This is a genomic window from Hoyosella sp. YIM 151337 (genome assembly GCF_026041215.1).
Lineage (GTDB): Bacteria > Actinomycetota > Actinomycetes > Mycobacteriales > Mycobacteriaceae > Hoyosella.
In genome coordinates, this window is sequence record NZ_JAPEIQ010000039.1 from 1 (window position 1) to 20,246 (window position 20,246).

At 62.3% G+C, this 20,246-nt stretch carries 14 protein-coding genes and 1 pseudogene; 11 read left to right on the plus strand and 4 right to left on the minus strand.

Translation table 11 applies throughout. From position 1 onward, the window contains the following. Positions 1–250 (plus strand): annotated as a pseudogene (locus tag ONR57_RS18165) (hypothetical protein); the annotation flags it as partial. Positions 251–651: 401 nt separating this feature from the next. Here ONR57_RS18165 and ONR57_RS18170 read toward each other — a convergent pair. Beyond that, a complete protein-coding gene (locus tag ONR57_RS18170; RefSeq protein WP_265124941.1) occupies positions 652–1,632 on the minus strand; it encodes a pirin family protein in 981 nt (326 codons plus the stop codon). Positions 1,633–1,745: 113 nt separating this feature from the next. Between ONR57_RS18170 and ONR57_RS18175 the strand changes: the two genes are divergently transcribed. The 8 genes from ONR57_RS18175 (at position 1,746) to ONR57_RS18210 (ending at position 11,490) form a co-directional block, all read left to right on the plus strand. Further along, a complete protein-coding gene (locus ONR57_RS18175) occupies positions 1,746–3,116 on the plus strand; it encodes a DUF2252 domain-containing protein (protein WP_265124942.1) in 1,371 nt (456 codons plus the stop codon). A gap of 102 nt (positions 3,117–3,218) precedes the next feature. Next, the gene (locus ONR57_RS18180) at positions 3,219–4,751 is read left to right on the plus strand and encodes a Y4yA family PLP-dependent enzyme (protein ID WP_265124943.1); all 1,533 of its coding nucleotides are present in this window, start codon (positions 3,219–3,221) and stop codon (positions 4,749–4,751) included. Then, positions 4,748–6,079 carry a pyridoxal-phosphate dependent enzyme gene (locus ONR57_RS18185; RefSeq protein WP_265124944.1) on the plus strand — a complete coding sequence of 444 codons (1,332 nt, stop codon included), beginning with the start codon at positions 4,748–4,750 and terminating at the stop codon, positions 6,077–6,079. Before ONR57_RS18180 ends, ONR57_RS18185 begins: the two co-directional genes overlap by 4 nt. A 1-nt stretch (position 6,080) precedes the next feature. Continuing rightward, complete coding sequence (locus ONR57_RS18190) at positions 6,081–7,301, plus strand: aminotransferase class V-fold PLP-dependent enzyme (protein ID WP_265124945.1); 1,221 nt, start codon at positions 6,081–6,083, stop codon at positions 7,299–7,301. After that, positions 7,298–8,569, plus strand: coding sequence for an ATP-grasp domain-containing protein (locus ONR57_RS18195; protein ID WP_265124946.1), 1,272 nt, complete (start codon positions 7,298–7,300; stop codon positions 8,567–8,569). Before ONR57_RS18190 ends, ONR57_RS18195 begins: the two co-directional genes overlap by 4 nt. Next, positions 8,566–9,858 carry an MFS transporter gene (locus ONR57_RS18200; protein ID WP_265124947.1) on the plus strand — a complete coding sequence of 431 codons (1,293 nt, stop codon included), beginning with the start codon at positions 8,566–8,568 and terminating at the stop codon, positions 9,856–9,858. Before ONR57_RS18195 ends, ONR57_RS18200 begins: the two co-directional genes overlap by 4 nt. Continuing rightward, positions 9,855–10,577 (plus strand): trans-aconitate 2-methyltransferase, encoded by a 723-nt coding sequence (locus tag ONR57_RS18205; protein WP_265124948.1) that lies wholly within the window; start codon positions 9,855–9,857, stop codon positions 10,575–10,577. Before ONR57_RS18200 ends, ONR57_RS18205 begins: the two co-directional genes overlap by 4 nt. Positions 10,578–10,680: 103 nt before the next feature. Further along, positions 10,681–11,490, plus strand: a complete 810-nt coding sequence (locus tag ONR57_RS18210; protein WP_265124949.1) for an alpha/beta hydrolase — start codon at positions 10,681–10,683, stop codon at positions 11,488–11,490. Here ONR57_RS18210 and ONR57_RS18215 read toward each other — a convergent pair. The 3 genes from ONR57_RS18215 to ONR57_RS18225 all read right to left on the minus strand — a co-directional run bounded on the left by ONR57_RS18215 (position 11,450) and on the right by ONR57_RS18225 (position 15,682). Next, a complete protein-coding gene (locus tag ONR57_RS18215) occupies positions 11,450–14,932 on the minus strand; it encodes a serine/threonine-protein kinase (RefSeq protein ID WP_265124950.1) in 3,483 nt (1,160 codons plus the stop codon). The genes ONR57_RS18210 and ONR57_RS18215 overlap by 41 nt on opposite strands. A gap of 139 nt (positions 14,933–15,071) precedes the next feature. Further along, the gene (locus tag ONR57_RS18220; RefSeq protein WP_265124951.1) at positions 15,072–15,422 is read right to left on the minus strand and encodes a hypothetical protein; all 351 of its coding nucleotides are present in this window, start codon (positions 15,420–15,422) and stop codon (positions 15,072–15,074) included. 56 nt (positions 15,423–15,478) lie between these two features. Then, positions 15,479–15,682, minus strand: coding sequence for a hypothetical protein (locus tag ONR57_RS18225; RefSeq protein WP_265124952.1), 204 nt, complete (start codon positions 15,680–15,682; stop codon positions 15,479–15,481). Positions 15,683–16,031: 349 nt separating this feature from the next. Between ONR57_RS18225 and ONR57_RS18230 the strand changes: the two genes are divergently transcribed. Continuing rightward, positions 16,032–18,716 carry a valine--tRNA ligase gene (locus ONR57_RS18230; protein ID WP_374116494.1) on the plus strand — a complete coding sequence of 895 codons (2,685 nt, stop codon included), beginning with the start codon at positions 16,032–16,034 and terminating at the stop codon, positions 18,714–18,716. Further along, entirely contained in the window at positions 18,713–20,200 is a 1,488-nt protein-coding gene (locus ONR57_RS18235; RefSeq protein ID WP_265124953.1) for a folylpolyglutamate synthase/dihydrofolate synthase family protein, read from the plus strand. Before ONR57_RS18230 ends, ONR57_RS18235 begins: the two co-directional genes overlap by 4 nt. Positions 20,201–20,246: the final 46 nt, after the last annotated feature.

Sequence of the window (20,246 nt, forward strand, 5' to 3'; positions counted from 1 at the left end):
GTGCTGGCATGACACCCATCCTCTCGGGGAATCAGACCCTCCACCAGACGCGGGGCGATTCACCACCATCACTGTCTCCGGCCCCGGAACCTCCGAGTCTTACCAATCCAACACCTGCCGGGTAGCAAATCCGGGTCAAAACTTCCGGCTTCCCACACCCGGCCAATACACCGTCACCGTCACCGTCGCACAACCCGGACACCCCGACATCACCGAACAAATAACCGTCACCATCAACCCCTTCAACTGATACGCCCGCGACAGCTCCCGTCTCGTCGCGTCAACAAGTGCCCAGCCGACGCCGCAATAGGAAAACGTTCTCGCGGGTGGACTATCAGCGCCGCTGCGATGGATGTAGGTGTCTCGTGTTCGGAAGCGTCGAACTGGGATCGTGGCGACGGGAACTTTCCGACAAGGGCCGACGTCGGTATCTGCACCATTCGCGAGTAACTGCCGCCAGAGATGAGGTCAACTCGTCACCAAACTCCGTCTCGATAACCGCACCCGGCTGAACTATTCAATGCGCTGCCACCTTCTCAGAATCCACTCCTGTTGTGGCGTTAACTGGACTTAGCCTCGCCGGCCGGTGAAGTCCGCTTCCCTGAAGGCCAGCGTTGTACCCCGGACTGTGCTCACCGCACGCGCCAGCCATTACCCCCGCGGATTACTCCTCGGCTTGAGCTGCGCATTGGGCAGTTTCGGCGCGGGCAGCCGGGGCACGGCGCCGACATATCCGAGGACTTGGCCGAATTGCTCGGAGCCTGCTTCCCACGCCTCCCGGAATGAGACGATCTCTTCGTGGCTGCGGCCAACGAAGTTCCACCACATAATGATCTCTTCGTCGAAGGGCGGGCCCCCGAGCAGAACAACACGGGTTCGCTCGTTCGCTTGGTTCGTAAGCCGCAGCGTTGGGCAGCCAGGCGCGACGTAACCTAGTTCAGATTGTTTGACGGGTTGCCCCTGCAGCGTTACCGCCCCGGTGTCGACGAGGACACCGTGCTCGTATGACTCGTTGACGTCCAGCGTGATCGCCGCTTCTGGCTCCAGCAGCAGTTCGGCGCCGAGAAGCGGCGTGAACGTGTCGACAGGGGAGGCGTCCCCTGCCAGTGAGCCGAGAAACACCCGGACTGCCGCGCCGTCGAGCTGCACGACACCCGGTGCGTAGTGCTGGAAGTTGCGCGGCGCGTTGCGTGCCTCTTCTGGCAGCGCCACCCACAGCTGCACGCCGTGCAATGTGGTTGTCCGCGCAGTTGAGACCTCTGAGTGGCAGATGCCGTGGCCTCCGGTCATGAGGTTGATTTCCCCGGGTCGGACCATGCCGTGCACACCGCCGCTGTCCCGGTGCTCGATCTCGCCGGTGAAAAGCCAGCTCACGGTCTGAAGGCCAGTGTGCGGGTGCGGGGCGACATCCATGCCGCCGCTCGATGCGACATCGTCGGGCCCGTAGTGATCGGCGAAGCACCACGCGCCGATGAAAGACCGGTTCCGCTGTGGCAGTGTGCGCCGCACTTTCATTGCTCGCGGCCCGCCAAGTGGCACATCACGCGGCGTGAGAATCTGAACGTGTGCGTCGTGTTCGGGGTCGCTAGCGGGGCAGCGGAGTTCGGCAGGGTCAGCTTCGACGTTGCTCATTGTGGACGCTCCAGGGGCTGCTGGATAAACGGCATCTCCGATCCTAGGCCCAGCGCGACGCTGGTGTTTCCGAACCCGCATTCGGGTTGTGCCTGCGCGCCTACGATTGCGATGTGACGGCAGTGAAAGAGTTGTGGGCAAAAGGGCGATCACTGCGCAGTGAGACACCGCGCAGTGCGCACAGCATGCTGGTGCTGGGTGATGACCGCGATCCACTCGGCATTCTCGAAGACCAGAACGAAACCCGCTTGGCTGATCTGATTCCGGTGCGGATCGGGCGGATGCTCCAGTCACCGTTTGCCTTCTATCGCGGTACTGCCGGCGTGATGGCCGCCGACCTCAGGCATGGTCCGAGTACTGGTGTGCCGGTGGTCTGCTGCGGGGATGCGCACATTTCCAATTTCGGGTTGTTCGCGTCCCCTGAGCGCCGGGTCTTGTTTGATCTGAACGACTTCGATGAGGCTTCGAATGCGCCGTGGGAGTGGGACGTCAAGCGTCTTGTTGCGAGCGTCGTGATCGGTGGTCGTGACAAAGGCTTATCGGATGATGCTTGTGCCGATGCTGCCCGGGATGCGGCTCGCAATTACCGCGAGACACTGCGCAAGCTTTGCGAGCGGACGGCGCTTGAGCGGTACTACTTCACGGTCGAGGCAGACCTGAAGGTCATCAAACCCGAGAACCGGAAGACGGTGCGCCGTACGGTTAACAAGGCACGCAGCCGTACTTCAGAACAGGTATTGCGCAAACTAGTGTCCACCGATGACATGCGTATTAAGGATGTTCCGCCCGTCACCCAGCACGTCGATCACGCATCGATCGAGGAACTCGACAACTTGTTCGCGCAGTATCGCAGGACTCTGCGTGCGGATGTTGCGCTGTTGCTCTCACAGTTTCGCATTGTCGACTATGTGCTGCGGGTGGTCGGTGTCGGTTCGGTGGGGACGCGCTGTTACATCGTTCTCTTCGTCGGTCCTGGGGACGAACCGCTGTTTCTCCAGGTGAAGGAAGCCCCGCCTTCGGTGCTGGAGACGTACGGCGGTCAGCCATTCGCGCTGCCTGGCCGATTCCCGGTGCTCAACAAAGGAGTGCAGGGGTTCCGTGTTGTTTCCGGGCAGCGGATCCTTCAAGCGCAATCGGACCCTTTCCTCGGCTGGATTCAGGGCAGGGCGGGGGATCAAAGGTCAGAACGTCCAGTGGACTATTACATTCGGCAATTCCGCGATATGAAGGGTTCCTTCGAGGTTGGCGAACTCACCGCCCCGCAGTTCCGGCAGTACGGCACAATCTGCGCTCGACTGCTCGCCCGTGCGCATAGTCAGAGTCCCGCATTCGCGACGATAGGCGGTTATCTGGGGAAGTCGGAAGCGTTCGACGATGCGGTTGCCGTATGGGCGATGGAATACGCGGACCAGGCTGAACGCGATTACGCCGATTTGGAGAAGGCGGTGAAGCGGGGCCGTTTCCCGATGGAGCGGGGCGTGTAGGACGGGGTGCCCGCGCGCACTTCAGGTCCGTATTGAAAATGATTATCAATATGGCATAGACTGCCTGTCGATCATGCTCCCTTACCCAGAGGACGCCTACTGATGGCAGCTGTCGCTGAATCAGGCATCGACATGCCCACCGCGAAGGGCTGCGCCATAACGCCGCTCCGCGAAGAAGAAGTATTTCTCGAACCGGCGCTCTCACACGCAGCACGTGAACTGCTCGACAGTGCGGACTTCCTCCACGGTCTCGCGCACAGCCTGGGCTCGCCGCTGAATATCTTGCTGCCTGCGCAAATCGAAGCAAACGCCAAGGCATTCACGTCCGTGTTTGACCGCCACCGTATTGGTGGCGCGGTCTACTACGCGCACAAAGCGAATCGGTCGACCGCGCTCGTTCGCCACCTTGCATCGACGCGAGCACGGATCGACATCGCGTCGCTCGGAGAATTGCAGCATGCGCTCGCGAGCGGATTCGCGCCCGATCGCATCATGGCGACGGGGCCGAAGACGCCCGAGTTCCTCTGGCTTGCGGCGCGCGCCGGGGTTGTCGTCAACGCTGACTCACCGTCCGAACTCGACACCCTTGGGCGTATCTGCCGATCCCACGGCATTGCGCCTGTGTCCGTCATGGTGCGCTTCTCCGGCTTTGTGAACAGCGGTACCACTGTCATGTCGCGGCAATCTCGTTTCGGCATCCACGAAGCCGACGTCCGTCATTACCACAACGTCCTCGACGGATACCGTGACGAACTCGAACTTATCGGTGTCGCTTACCATCTCGACACAATTGGCATTGCTGAGAAAGCACAGGCACTCGATGGATGCCTCCGGCTGGTACAAGAGTTCCACGCTGCCGGTCACCCTGTGCGAGCGGTTGACATCGGCGGTGGGTACGGCGTCAATTATCTCGCGTCCGAACAGCAGTGGGAGCACTTTACTACCGCCCTCACGGAGGCCGTTCTGGGGCAGCGTGAGTCATTCACGTGGCGCGGGCACGGCTACGGCTTGCGAGCGGAGAACGGCAAACTCCGCGGTGCCCTCAGCCTGTACCCGGCGCACCGGCCACTTTCCGGCCCCGCGTACCTCGATAACCTGCTCACGCAGCAATCACCTGTGTGGGGGCAGTCGTATGCGACGCTGCTGCAGGAGCTGATGCTGGACCTCGTCGTGGAACCTGGGCGCGCCCTTCTCGACCAGTGCGGGATCGCGCTGGCACGGGTTCTCGAGGTGCGGCACGCGGACAGCGAAACAACCTTCATCCGGCTCGATATCAATCACGGTGATGTCAGCCTCGAAGAACATGGCGTCGCCGTTGATCCCATCGTGGTTCCGCAGCAGGATCCAACGCGCCGAAGTGAGGCTGGCGGCGGCTACCTGATCGGAAACCTGTGCCTTGAAGCGGACTTCATCAGCCGCAGAAGAGTTTACTTCCGAAACATGCCGCAGCCCGGCGATCTGCTCGCGTTCCCAAACACCGCCGGCTACTTCATGGATTTCAGCGCCGACCATGCGCTGCACCAGCCCATCGCCCGGAAAATCGCAGTCACCGCGGATCACCGGTGGTGTTTGGACGACGAATACTGGCCGATCGACCGCCAGGCACTGACAACAGCAGGGGGAGACACTCAATGAGATGCGACAGCATCACCGACGCGATCGGCAACACTCCGCTCGTGCGGATCAGTCCAGAGATTCACGGGCTCACACACATCGACCTCTATGCCAAACTTGAGATGCTCAACCCCTTCGGGTCGGTGAAAGATCGTGCCGCCTGGAGCATGGTGCGGGAATCGCTGGGGGATGCCCGTAACCAGGACCAAACGATCATCGAACTGTCGAGCGGCAACACAGCAAAGGCGCTCGCGGTGATCTCTGGCATGCACGGTGTTCCGTTCAAGAGCGTCACCAATCGCATGAAGGTGCCGGAGATAAAAGACCTGCTGCTCCTCATCGGCGCGGAGATCGAAGAACTTCCCGGACAAGCGGAATGCCTTGACCCGACGAATGTCGATGATCCGCTCACCCGAATTCATCAGGCAATCGCTCGGGACCCGAATTATCTCCACACAGACCAGTACTTCAACAGCAAGAACACTGCCGCGCATGTTGACACCACGGGGCCGGAAATCATCGCTGATCTCGAGGGCACGGCGCCGGACTATTTCATCGCGTGCGTCGGTACGGCCGGCTCATCGACGGGGGTTGCGAATGTGCTTCGCGACGCTCGCGCGGACGTCACCGTCGTCGGCCTCGTCGCTGAGAAATCGGATTTCATCCCGGGGATCCGCAATATTGACGAAGTGCATGAGGTGGGGCTCTTCGACCCGGCCACCTACGACACCATCGAGTCTGTCAGCGCGGACGACGCGATCGATGGGATGCTCGACCTAGTGCGGCGCTGCGGCATGCTTGCCGGGCCTACCGGCGGCGCAGCATATTTCGGTGCCCAGCGATATCTGCAGAAGGTCGACGGCCAGCTCGAAGCAGCGGGAACGGGCGAGCGGCGCACCGCGGTCTTCATCGTGTGCGACCGCGTTGAATCCTATATGAGCTATGTGCGGGCACGCCGTCCTGAACTCCTTGGCCAGACCGCCCGTCCCAACACTGTGGGCACAGTGAGCGATGAAGAGCTCGCCGAAGTGCAGGCACTGACTCCGCAACAGGCCCAGCAGTGGATCGTGGATGCCAATCCGGTCATCGTCGATCTGCGCGGTGCTTTCGCGTACACCGCCTCCCGTATCGCCGGGTCGATCAACATCGTCGATGAATTGTTCGGTGAACTCCTTCGCGGGGGTCTGCCTTTCGGGAAAACGCAGCCGGTCTTGCTTGCGTGTCCCATCGGGGAGAAGTCGGCGAAGTACGCGGCACTGCTCAACCGAATGGGTCACTCCGGCATTCGAAGCCTTGACGGAGGAATCGTCGCATGGCGCGACGCCGGTGCACCGCTAGTGAGGGATTGACATGATGCATGCCGCTGTACTGCCCAGCGGGCTCGCGGAGCTCGCCGACTGGCACGAGGGGTTGCGCGCCCAGTTTCCACAGATCACCGTCGATCCGAACGTCGCATTCCTCGATAGTTCGGCGACGGCACAGAAGCCGCTCGCCGTACTCGAGGCCGTTCAGGATTACCTTCGCACTCGCAATGCCAACGCCGGTCGCGGTTCATACCCGTGGGCGAACCAAACAACCAGCATGATCGATCGCACGCGTGAGCACGTGAAGCGGTTCCTGCACGATCCGGAACCGAACTCGTCCGGTGTGCATTTCGTGAGCGGAGCGACCGAAGGGCTGCGTCGCGTGGCACTGGACTGGCTCGTGCAGGAACTGCGTCACGGAGACGAGATCATCGTGCCTTTCGCGGACCACCAAGCCAACGCGATGCCATGGCTCGAAGCCCGGGACCAGCTCGCGGCCCGCGGCGTCACGATCACTGTCCATCCGCTGCCGTACGAGTCAGAGTCTGGTGACTACTGCCAGCAATCGCTTGCTGCACTCGTGAATACGCGCACCCGATTCATCGCTGCCACCCACGTCCACCATGTCTATGGCGTGGACATGAACGTGCACCGCATTCGCGAAACCGCAGGCGACGAGGTGGTCATCTGTCTGGACGCCGCGCAAAGTATTGGGCACCTCGACGTGGATATGTCGGCGCTCGACGTGGACTTCGTGGTGTTTTCCGGACACAAAGCAATGGCAATGCCCGGGATTGGTGCTATCTGGAGCCGTAATCGGCGCGGCCCGGCCTTCACACCGGCAGGCTGGGCAGGCAGCCCGCATACGGTGGGCATCCTCAGCCTGTCTGTCGCACTGGAATGGCTGCAGCGCGCGGGGCTCCACGACATCGACACGTGGACATCCGGTCTCGGCGCGATTCTCACCGACGGACTCAGCCGCCTCGAGTCGTATGAAGTGCTTGGATGTCAAGCCAGTTTGGCGCTCGATTCAGTGGTGCAGCGCCGGCAAGGCATCGTGTCGTTCCGGCACAACAGCATCGACGCGCATGACCTGGGCTTTGTTCTCGAAAGCCACGGATTTCTCGTGCGCGCGGATAGCCACTGCCAGGCCCGCGATGGTGAAAGTTCGCCGTCTGTCCGGGTGAGCACCCACGTATACAACACCGTCGAAGAGATTGTCCGCCTGGTCGATTTCCTCACCGATCTCAACGAGGAGACCTCATGAGCACTGTCGCAATCGTCGATGTCTACGCACCTTCAGTGCGTCTCGCTCGGGCGTTCCGCGAGGCCGGCCACACGGTGGTGCGCGTACAAAGCACCGTTGCGGTGCCGCGCGTTTATCAGCCAGGCCTGGACGAAACAGTTATGCGGGAAGTATTTACCGCCAACATTATTCACCGCGGGGATCGCGACGGGACCGCTGCGGAACTCCAGCTATACGCTCCACACGCGGTTATTGCCGGTGGTGAATGCGGCGTCGAACTCGCAGACGAGTTGAGCGACACGCTCGCACTTCCAACGAACGGCACCACACACAGCGAGGCACGCAGAAACAAGTTCAACCAGATTGAGCTGCTGCGCACCGCAGGGCTGCGCGCTACCCGGCAGATCCTCGTGCAGAGCAGTGAGCACGTGCATGCCTGGCACAACGCACTCGGCGGCAGTGTCGTCATCAAGCCGCTGCGCAGCGCAGGTAACGACGGTGTCCAATTCTGTCGCACACCAGACGATTCGGTGCTCGCGTACGAATCGATCCGCGAAACCGAAAACATCTTCTCGGTGCGCAACGAGGGAGTGGTCGCGCAGGAGTATCTCGTCGGCACTGAGTATGTCGTCAACACTGTGAGTTGCGCGGGCCTGCACCGCGTCACTGACATGTGGCGGTACACCAAGATCTCGGCCAATGGGGTCAGCGACCGGGTGAGCGCAGCTGTGTCGGTGCCGGCCGATGATCCCCGCTGCGATGCTCTCACCCGTTACGCGCTTGCCGTGCTCAAATGCCTCGGAATCAACTATGGGCCAGCACATTTGGAGATCATTGATACCGCGTCCGGTCCCTGTTTGGTAGAGATTGGAGCGCGGATATCCGGTGCCGACACCGCGTACTACGCAACACTTGCTGGCGGAGAATCGCAGATCGAGTGGACGGTTGACGCCTACACTGACCCGCAACGGTTCATAGCACGGTATGAGGCGCCGAGAGCTGTTCGGAACCATGTAGCGATGGTGTTCCTCACCTCGCCGAAAGCGGGGACGCTGCGTGGCTACCCGCTAGTTGACCAGGTCGAAGAACTTGAAAGCTTTCACAACCAGATCCAGATAATCAAACCGGGTCAGCCGATTCCCGTCACCATCTCGGACACGACCGAACCGATGATGATAGGGCTAGCACACCCCGAACAGTCGGTGCTCGAACGGGACCTACTGACTGTCCATTACCTCGACGGGCATGGGTTCTACGATATCGATCCGCATGCTCCGGTGACCGCATGAAGAATTTCAGCGTGTACCGGGATATGTGGCATATCCCGGGTGCCCCCGGCCTGGTAACGGGGGGTTTTGTGGCCCGCCTCGGACAAGGTGTCACGGTGATCGCGTGGCTGCTGCTCGTCCGGGAAACACGGGGCAGTTACGCGGAAGCCGCACTGGTTGCATCGGCCATTTCGCTCGCAACAGCATTCGCTGCCCCTATCGCGGGACGGCTAGCGGACCGGTTCAGCGCGAGCCGGGTGCTGCCGTTCTACGCCGTGACGTACTCGCTGAGTCAGTTGGCGCTGCTCGTGACCGTGCTCACCGGGCAGGCAATGCCGCTGCTGTTAGCCTTCGCGATGCTCTCCGGCGCAGCGTTTCCCCCAGTGTCCCCAGCGATACGTGCGACCTGGTCAGTGCTGACGTCACCCGGATCCGGCCGGTCTGCGTTACGTCCCACGGCGATGGCTGCGGAATCTGCGATGTTCGAATTCGTATTCGTGATCGGGCCGTTGATTCTCTCGACGTCAATTCTCGCCGCCGGGTTCTTCGTGGGTGCCGAATCCGCGGCCGTCAGCGGCCCCGCTGTTGCGCTCGGCGGCTCCGCTGTGTGCACCCTCATCGGCACGCTGTGGATCGCGCGCGGCACCGCCATGCGGGCAGCCCGGACAGATAGTCCAGGATTCACCCGGGGCCTCGGCCCACTGCGCGCTGGCACCTTTGTTGTTCTCCTCGTCAGCGCCGCCGGTGTCGCGCTGGGTTTCGGTGCCGCCCCAGTCGCACTCGCCGCACACGCGAGCGAAAACTATGGAGCGTCGGGCGGTGCCGTCACAGGTGCGTACATTGCGGTCTGGTCGCTGGGCAGCGCAGCTGCGGGACTGTGGTTCGGCAGCCTTCGGCTGAACACGCCGCTGCGGGTGCAATACCTGGTGTTGCTCGGTGGTCTCGGTGCCGGTTACCTGCTTTGGATCATCGCGCCGAACGCCTGGACGCTGGCGGTCTTGCTCGTGGTGACAGGCGGCGTCATCGCGCCGGCGCTTGCCGTGACGGCCAGCCTCGTTGCGGAACTGACGCCGGAGACGATGCGCAACGAGGCATACACCTGGCTCACAACCACCAACATGGCCATCGCCGCGCTGGGGGCCGCCATCGCCGGCTTCGCAGTAGAACACGCCCCGATCACCGCACTATCCGGTGGCCGCAATGGATTCCTGCTCTGCGCGGTCGCGACACTTGCCGCGCTGGCCGCCGCCCTATTCGTGCGCACACCAGCGTCGCGTATCGATGAACTGGATCGGGCGGTAGCGTCGTGATCAGCACAGACGTCGCGCGCGAATTGCTGGCACGCTGGGACGCGCAGCAGGAGCGGTACGCATTCCAGCGGGAAGAACGTTTCGACGTCATATGCGGGGTGCTGAAAGCGTTTGACGTGAGCGGACCCGTCGTGGATTTAGGGTGCGGACCCGGATCACTCGCGGCTCGCATTGCTCTGCACATTCCCGATGCTCAGCCGATTGGCGTAGACGCCGACCCTTTCCTCTTGGCTCTGGGAAAAGCTGCGTATCCGGGCGTTGAATTCGTTCAGGCGATGATCGGAGACGCCGGGTGGGAGAGGTGCCTGGAGCCGTACAGCGCCCCCTCAGCCGTCGTGTCATCGACCGCGCTGCACTACCCGTCCACGAGCGTTCTTGGCGCGATCTACCGTGACTTGGCCCGGTTACTGCCCACCGGCGCGGTGCTGATCAACGCTGATATGTTCCCGCTCTCGTGCGCCATTCTTGATACCGCCGCTTCGGCGCTGCCTGGGCAAGACTGGATCGGCGAGGATTGGAACAGCTGGTGGGAGAGTGTGCAGCGAGATCCGCGGGTCGCGGCGGCACTCAGTGCGCGGGCGCGAACAGCGCTGCCAGAGGGTGGTGACAACGGACTGTCCGCAGAAGCGCACATCACGCTTATGCAGATCGCTGGTTTTCGGGCCGTGGGCGAGGTGTGGCGGCACGGCCGCAGTGCGGTCATCGTTGCTGCTAGATAGTGCGCCCACACCTCCCCAAACCCACCTATTTCGGGCATCGGCGGTCAGGACGCTGCATTGAGCACACACTGGAGTCAGCGGATCAGCAATCCAGGAGGCTACGGTGACGGACTATCGCGAATGGAACTTCGACGGGCACGGCGGCAGTATCTATGCACGCAGCTGGGATAACTCGGGGGCGAAATTCTGCGCACTGTTGTGCCACGGGTACGGCGAGCACATCGGCCGCTACGATCACGTCGCTGAGGCGCTCGTCGACGCCGGAGCAGAGGTACACGGCCTGGACCATCGTGGGCACGGCAAGAGCGCAGGCGAACGCGTTCTGATCACCGACTACGAAGAGGTCGTGGACGATGTGCACGCGCTCGCTGGACAGGTCAACCAGAGGAACCTTCCTGTCGTTTTGATCGGCCATTCGATGGGCGGGATGATCGCCACCCGGTACGCGCAGCGCTACGGAGACGAACTCACAGCACTCGTCCTTTCGGGCCCCGTCCTCGGGCAGTGGGATGCTGCCGCCAGTCTGCTGGCGGCAGCGGAAATTCCTGACGTGCCAATCGATCCCGCAACACTCTCTCGCGATCCTGATGTGGGGCGTGTATACCAAGATGATCCGCTGGTGTGGCACGGCAAGTTCAAGCGGACCACCCTAGAAGCCCTCCTCAGGTGCATCGACACCATCAACGATGCTGGAAGCCTTGGGCGCCTGCCGACGTTATGGGTGCACGGCGAGGAGGACGCGCTCGTTCCCCTCGATGGCACTCGCTTCGGAATCGACAAGATCCGCGGCGCCCGGTTCAGTGACAAGATCTTTCCCGGTGCGCGTCACGAAGTGTTCAATGAAACCAACAAATCTGAAGTGCTGCGTGATGTCATCGACTTCGTTCTTGAGATAGTCGAAGCACCCGAGTAAGAAAGGCGGCCGAAACAGGCGGCCAGGCCACCGACTCGGCGGATGCGGTCATCTCACGCTCCACGTGGAGGAGCAGCTCCGCGATGTCATCGCCAGCATCGACAACGAATCTCGGCATCCGAGCTTGCTCGCACTGGGCGAGGACTGGCATCACCGCGCGGACTGCCTGATCGCGCTTGCCCGCCGCCCACAAACACTGAGCGAGTAGCTGCTTGGCTATGAGCTGCCCCCGAGGGTGCGGAAACTCCGCCATGATCGAAACCCACTCGTCAGCCCACTGGCAGGCGAGTTCGCGCGCCGGTGCGGCGTCGGCGCGACTCAGCAGCAGGATCGCGCACGCTTCCCGCAGTTGCAGCAGGCGCGCGTCGCGCAGGGTCACGGGCCGCTTCCGAGCGTCGAAAGCAACCGGCACGAAGCCGGCAGGGGCGTCGAGACCAAGCAGCATAGCTTCGTACTCCAGGCCCACGCGAAGCCTCGGCAGCGCATCGCTGTCGGCGCTTTCGATGCCGTCCGAGATGAACTCTGCTGCCGCAGCCAGGTCGCCGTAGTTCGCCATGATGCGCGCACCAGTTCCGAAGCGTGCATAGCGGAAGTCGGCCATTCCAGCGCGCGCGCTGACGAGCTGGCTTTCGGTGATGAAGAACTCCGCCTCATCCATCTGGTCGCGCTCGTATAGCAGGCGGCCGAGCAGTGCGGCGGGCAGGCGCGCTGCGTGCTTATTCATGCCCGCTATGCGTTTCACAGCCTCAACCGACCGTCTGAAGCTTTGTTCCGCCGCGTCCACATTGAGCGCTTCGAACTCAGCGATACCGAGGGCAGCCGCCCCATAGATCATGCTGTGTCCGCCGCGGGCCCGCTCGTGGAACGGCTGTGCCCATTCTTGCAGCCGTCGCGCCTCGGCGACGTCGAAACGTGCTCCCGCAGCGAAGGTAGCGGCGTTTGCCGCAGACGCCACCAGCCAGGCCGAAAACCGTTCAGGCTGGGCAAGGCACGTTTCGACAAGGCCGTCCACTTTGTCGAAATGGTCAGTGAGACAGCGGATCACGCTGCGAGCCACGTCAGCTTCAACGCGGATCTGGTCGTTTTCGTCCTCTGGCAGCGAATCAGACGCCAGCATGGTCTGCAGTCGGGCGAGGAGCGCGAGCGCTTCCGGCACCTTAACCAGCAGGACGTTCGTCCACGCCATGATCAGCTGCAGCCGCGCAGTTGCGTGCACCTCACCTGGTGGCAGCTTCGCCAGCAGCGCGGCAAGCGAGCCGACTTGGGAAAGCTCGATCAGGCGCATGCCGTCTTTCTCGATCAGTTTGGCAGCCTCATTGGTGTCTCGGGCCGCAAGCGCATGGTCGACTGCGTCGCCCAGGGAGTGGTGGGCTGCGAACCAGCGTGACGCAGTGCGGTGCAGTTGCGGGAGCCGGTCCGGTTGCTCGCGTTCCAAACGGCGCTGCAAGAATTCGGCGAACATGGTGTGGAAACGGAACCACTCACGTTGCTCGTCGACGCGGTTGACAAACAGTTCACGCTCCTCCGCTTCTTCGAGCAGGAGCTGGCCGGTCTGGACGTTCGCGAGGGCGGACGCGAGGCTGCCACACGTCTTTTCTGTCGTCGACGCGCACATCAGGAACTCCAGCATCCGCGGCTCTAAGCGGCTGATGACGTTCTCCGCGAGGAACTCCTCGATCGCGTAATGACGGCCAGTGATGTGATGGATCAATTCACTCGTGTTCGACTGTCCGCGCAGCGAGATCGACGCCAATTGCAGCGCGGCAACCCACCCATCAGTGGACCGCGTCAGCTCGTCGACTTCAGCGGATGAGAGTGGCAGCTTGCCGTGGTCGACGAGTAGCTTTCGAGCTTCGTCGTTGCCGAACCGCAACGACGCGGCGTCGATTTCCACCAGCTCGTCTTGCACGCGCATGCGGCCCACCGGCAGCCCGGTTTGAGTGCGTGTGGTCACCACTATCTGCAGATGGTGGCACCCGTGGTCGATCAAGAACTCCATCGCCTCGATTGACACCTGTGCTGTCACTCGATGCCAGTCATCGATGATGAGGACGGTGTGCTGCCCGCGCTCGTGGATCTCATTGATCAATGAAGTGAGCACGTAACGTTCCGCCTCATCGCCATGTTCTTGCAACACCTGTGTGAGCTCTTGCGCGAGTTCTGGCTGCACACGCCGCAGGGCTTCGATGAGGTGCTCGAGGAACCAGACGACGTTGTTGTCGTCACTGTCGACGGTCAGCCAAGCGACTGGCACGCCATTGTCGGCTAACTGCTGCCCCCATTGTGCGGCGAGCGTGCTCTTGCCGAAGCCGGTAGGGGCGTGAATAACGGTGAGACGGTATCGCTTTGCAGACATCAGCTGGCTGATAAGGCGCTGGCGGTGAACAAGCGGACGCCCCGGCGACGGTGGCCGGAAGCGGGTCGCTGGCGCAGGTGCGGGTGGGGTGTGCCGAGATGAGGGCGCCGGCGTGCGCTGCGGCGCGGTCTGCGACATGGTTGCCTCACCGACTGCAGAAAACGCTCGCCGCGTACGCACGCTCTGATCGGGGATCGCCATGTTGTCAGGATCGATCCCCAGGCGGAGCTGCACGTCGCGCAGTAACTCGCCAAACGCAGCGGCTGACGCCGGGCGGGCCGACGGGTCGCGCTCCATCGCCGTTTCAATGGCGGCGCATACTTCCGGCGGAACGCCTTCGTCCCGCAGATCGGGGAGTCGCTGGGTGGTCATCCGTACGAACTGTGCGATGACGCGTTCACCCTCCCGGCGCTCGAACGCCGCGTGACCGGTGACCGCACAGAAAATTGTTGCGCCCAGGCTATAGATGTCGGCGGCGACAGAGGCAGTGTCACTTGTGAGTGTTTCCGGCGCGGTAAAAGCGGGGGAACCCATGAGGAGGCCGGCGGTGGTGGTGAAGCCGCCCGACACCCGGGCAATCCCGAAGTCCGTCAGCTGTGGTTCACCGTAGCTTGTGATGAGTATGTTGCCGGGTTTGACATCGCGGTGCAGCACCCCAACGTTATGCGCGGTTTCGAGGGCACCAGCGATCTTGATGCCGATGCGGATCGCCTCGCGCCATTCGAAGGGTCCATTGCGGTGGATGAGTGTGTCGAGGGAGCCGCGCGGGTGGTACGGCATAACGAGGTAGAGGTGGCCGGATCCGGTCTTGCCAACGTGAAGCACATCGACGATGTTCGGGTGGCCGGAGAGCTTCCCCATGACGCGCTGCTCGCGCATGAAGCGATCAATATTGTCGGGACTGCCATCAACGGAAAGCACCTTGACTGCGACCACGCGGTCGAGGGCAGGCTGGTTGCAGCGGTAGACCACACCGAATCCACCACGCGCGATTACATGCACGTCGCTGAATCCGGCGGCTGTGAGTTCGTCCGGGATGTGTGCAGCGAGGTTGCGCTGCGTCACTTCCGGATCAACGTCAACCATCGCCGGCCCCAATCGTTGGCGCCCCGTTACCAGAGCCCTCACTACGAGCCCTCGTGATCAGCATACCGCTGCATGGTCGGCAGGGTTCCGGTAGTGGACTTCTGCCTCCGGAAAGTGGAGGCAGAAGTCCACATTCTGCTCACCACATGGTGGCGAGCAGAATATTGAGGGTCGTCAAGCCGCCGACGGTGCCGATGAGTGCGTTCGAGACGCGCGGCTCATCGCGGTTGATGTAGACGAGCGCCGTGATCACAACGAGAACGATGAGTTTAATGCCGGCCCTGATGTGGTTGAGGTCGTTACCCGCTGCTTCATTGAGGCCGATGAGGAGGACTCCGGAGATGAGCAACAGAAACGCGCCGTGGAGCATCCCAGGTGCCATGCGGGCGTCGCCTGTCTTCATGGCCTTCATCTGGTACAGCACGCCGCCGAGCAGGGCGACGACACCGATGATGTGTGTTGCGAGGACAAAACCAATCACCACGTTCATACGACGTAGCGTAGTAGTTGCATCGCCGTGGTGATCGGCCGGGCAATGCCAGGCTATTAGCCCTCTTCGGTTGCGGCGAGAACCTCGGTGCTCTCGGTCGCGCCAGTGGCGCCTGCGTCTCCGGCGTCACCGAGGCTTGCGAAGAGCTCAATCGAGCCAGTGGTTGCGCTCAGGAAGTCGGCAAAGCCACTGAACATGGCTCCAATATCGCCAAATCCACCGGTCGCCTCGATGAGTGCGATGATCGTTTCGATATCCATAGGTCAGGACTCCTCGTGAGAGTTTTTCGCGCGCCAAATAAACCTTTGTGCAAAGGCGGGCGGGGTGATTAACGGTGCGAGCGACGACTGTGTCGGGTTGAACGAACGAGCCTGGGCAATTCCGCGACCGGCTGTTCGCTGGTTACCCTAGCGTGAATCGTTACCAAATTGGAACCCCCATTTGATGGTTTAAAGACCAATAGATGTGCCGCGCGGCACAGCGTGCGGCGCGTACGGGGGAGCGGATATGTGTCGCGGCACGCATCACAGCCAGGCGGATGTGACCCCGGCGGTGCATCTTCCCTAGAATCGCGGGGTGACCAGCGCAGCGCCAGAGCCCAAAGAAGCAGTGGCCGCACATCAGGCGGCGGGCAAGACCGAATCCGCATCCGTACCCGCGCCAGCCGAGACGGCGCTGCCAAAAGCATGGGAGCCCCAGGCTGTCGAGGCGGAGCTCTATCAGAAGTGGGTGGATGCCGGTTACTTCACTGCCGATCCGAAGAGTGAGAAACCAGGCTTTTCGATAGTCCTGCCGCCGCCGAACGTCACGGGCAGCCTGCACATGGGTCACGCGCTCGACCACACCCTGATGGACGCGCTGTGCCGGCGCAAGCGCATGCAGGGCTTCGAGGTCCTTTGGCTGCCTGGCATGGACCACGCGGGTATCGCCACGCAGATGGTCGTGGAGAAGCAACTCGACGCCGCCGACACGTCCCGCCGGGAACTCGGGCGCGAGAAATTTGTCGAACGCGTCTGGGAGTGGAAAGCGGAGTCTGGGGGCACGATCCTGGAGCAGATGCGGCGCATCGGCGACGGTGTTGACTGGAGCCGCGAGCGTTTCACCCTCGATGATGGATTGTCACGTGCCGTTCAGACGATCTTCAAGAAGCTGTACGACGCGGGCCTGATTTACCGCGCGGAGCGGCTCGTCAACTGGTCGCCGGTGCTGCAGACCGCAATCTCCGACATTGAGGTCAAGCACGAGGAAGTCGACGGAGAACTTGTTTCTCTGCGTTACGGTTCCCTGGACGACGATGAGCCGCACGTCATCGTGGCGACCACCCGGGTCGAAACGATGCTTGGCGACACGGCTGTTGCGGTCCACCCGGACGATGAGCGCTATCGGCATCTCATAGGGACGACCGTCTACCACCCCATTACGGGCCGGGAAATCCCGATCATCGCGGACGATTACGTCGATCCCGCTTTCGGTTCCGGTGCCGTGAAGATCACCCCAGCGCACGACCCGAACGACTTCGAAATGGGTATGCGCCACGACTTGCCGATGCCCACGATCATGGATGAGCGGGCGCGTATCGCTCACACCGGAACAGAGTTCGACGGCATGGACCGCTTTGAGGCGCGGGTGAAAATCCGTGAGCGGCTGGCTGCGGAAGGTCGCGTGGTCGCGGAGAAGCGCCCCTACGTCCACAGCGTGGGCCACTCCGAACGCAGCGGTGAAGTTATTGAGCCCAGGCTGTCGAAGCAATGGTGGGTCAAGGTCGAGAACCTGGCGAAGATGGCTGGGGACGCCGTCCGTGACGGTGACACCGTCATCCATCCGAAGAGTCAGGAACCACGCTGGTTCGCCTGGGTCGACGACATGCACGACTGGTGCATCTCCCGGCAGCTGTGGTGGGGGCACCGCATCCCGATCTGGTACGGCCCTGATGGCGACGTGGTGTGCGTGGGCCCGGACGAAACCGCACCAGAGGGTTACGTTCAGGACACAGACGTCCTCGATACATGGTTTTCGTCCGGTCTGTGGCCATTCTCGACGATGGGATGGCCAGCCTCCACGCCGGAACTCGACAAGTTCTATCCGACCAGCGTCCTCGTCACTGGCTACGACATCCTCTTCTTCTGGGTCGCGCGGATGATGATGTTCGGCCGGTTCGTCGCGGAGGAAGACGCCACGACAATCGCGGGGAAGGTGCCTTTCCATGACGTCTTCCTGCATGGACTCGTGCGGGACGAGTTCGGCCGCAAAATGTCGAAATCGCGCGGAAACGGCATCGATCCGCTCGATTGGGTCAACCGCTTCGGTGCGGATGCGCTTCGCTTCACACTTGCTCGCGGTGCTAACCCCGGCTCAGACCTTCCGATCGGTGAGGACCACGCGCAAGCCGCACGCAACTTCGCGACCAAGCTATTCAACGCGACCCGTTTCGCGTTGATGAACGGAGCGGAACCGGGTGCTTTGCCAGAGTTCAGTGCGCTGACGGATGCGGATCGCTGGATTCTGGACCGCCTGGAAGAGGTGCGGGCTGAAGTCGACTCCGCATTTGACCGGTACGAATTCGGCAAGGCGTGTGAGGCGCTGTACCACTTTGCGTGGGACGAATTCTGCGATTGGTACCTGGAGTTGGCGAAGGTCCAGGTCAATGATGAACAGTACGCGGAGTCAACCCGGGCCGTGCTCGGGAACGTCCTGGACACACTGTTGCGCTTGCTGCATCCTGTGATCCCGTTTGTCACCGAGACGCTGTGGACACAGCTAACCGGGGGAGAGTCCGTGGTGATTGCGGAGTGGCCGGAAGCGCTCAGGGTTCCGGGCGACGCGCGAGCGGCTCAGCGAATCGCGGATGCCCAGCATCTGATTACCGAGATCAGGCGCTTCCGCTCGGATCAGGGGCTGCGTCCCGGCCAGAAAGTGCCGGCGCGCATTACTGGCACGGGCGCTGCGGACCTGGCCGGATTTGAGTCACATGTTGCCAGCCTCGCGAAGCTCACACCGGCGGGTGACGATTTCGTTGCGAGCGCATCGATCGAGGTGCGCACGAGCCGCACGACGCTCACCGTTGAACTCGACACCTCTGGGACAATTGACCTCGAAGCGGAGAAGCGGCGACTTTCGAAAGACCTCGCGGCAGCGGAGAAAGAACTGGCACAGACATCCGCGAAGCTCGGCAATGATGCGTTCCTCGCGAAGGCGCCTGATCACGTTGTCGAGAAGATCCGAACGCGGCAGCGGATCGCTGAGGAAGAGGTCGAGCGAATCGGCGCGAGACTAACGGCGCTTGGTGGGGCATGACAAAGAGAAACAAGAACAACGCGCACGACAACGCGTTCTTTCTTCCCCTGGACGGGCCGGAAACCCCGGATACCCCGATCGATGAAACGCCCACGCCAGCCGATTTCGCAGAACTTGCCGAGGTGGAAGCGGAGCTAGATCAGCGCTGGCCGGAAACCAAGATCGAGCCTTCGCTGGCGCGCATCAGCGCTCTGATGGAACTGCTCGGCGCACCGCAGCATTCCTTCCCATCGATACACATCGCTGGCACCAACGGGAAAACGTCGGTGAGCCGGATGATCGACGCGCTGCTCACGCGGTTAGGGCAGCGAACCGGGCGCACCACGAGCCCGCATCTGCAACTGGTGACCGAGCGGATCAACGTCGATAACGCGCCACTGTCACCGCGCCGGTATATCGACACGTACCGCGAGCTGAAACCGTACATAGGCATGATCGATCAGCAGTCAGAAGCCGCTGGCGGCCCGAGGATGAGCAAGTTCGAAGTACTCACAGCCATCGCCTTCTCGGCGTTCGCTGATGCGCCGGTGGACGTGGGCATCATCGAGGTTGGTCTCGGCGGCCGGTGGGATGCGACGAACGTCGTCAACGGCCAAGTTGCGGTGATTACTCCGATCAGCACCGACCACATCGAGTACCTCGGCCCTGACCTCACCTCGATCGCGGCGGAAAAAGCGGGGATCATCAAAAAGGCGCCCGAGAAGCTGATTCCGACCGACACAGTGGCGATCATCGCGCGCCAAGAGCCCGAGGTGATGGAGGTGCTCCTGCGTCAAGCAGTCGCGTCCGATGCTGCTGTGGCCCGCGAGGGCAGCGAGTTTAACGTGATGCTCCGGCAGGTGGCAGTCGGTGGGCAGCAACTGACACTGCAGGGCCTCGGCGGTGTTTACGAGGATGTCTTTCTGCCGCTCCACGGCGAGCACCAGGCCCGCAATGCGGCGACCGCACTCGCGGCGGTGGAGGCATTCTTCGGTGCAGGTCGCGATCGCCAGCTCGATATCGATGCGGTGCGCGAGGCGTTTATGACCGTCACAAGCCCTGGGCGCTTAGAACGCGTGCGAGCTGCGCCGACAGTATTCCTCGACGCCGCGCACAACCCTGACGGTGCGCGCGCACTTGCGGCGGCGCTGACGAGTGAGTTCGACTTCCGGCGGCTGATCGGTATCGTCGCGGTCATGGCGGACAAGGACGCTTCGGGCATTCTCGACGCGCTTGAACCCGTCTTTGACGAGATTGTTGTCACGACGAACGGGTCACCGCGCGCGATGCACGCGGATGAGCTCGCGGCGCTCGCGCTGGCGCGTTTCGGCGAGGACCGCGTGATCGTGTCGCCCGATCTAGCCAACGCGATTGAGGTCGCTGTTGCGCGCGCGGAAGACACGACTGAGCCCGGTGAGCAGGTATCCGGGGCGGGCATCGTCATTACAGGTTCCGTCGTGACAGCGGGAACCGCACGAACGCTTTTTGGGAGGGAACCCGCGTGACCGAGCAGAACACCCCGATCGGTGGGGGACATGCCGCGGTGCCGCC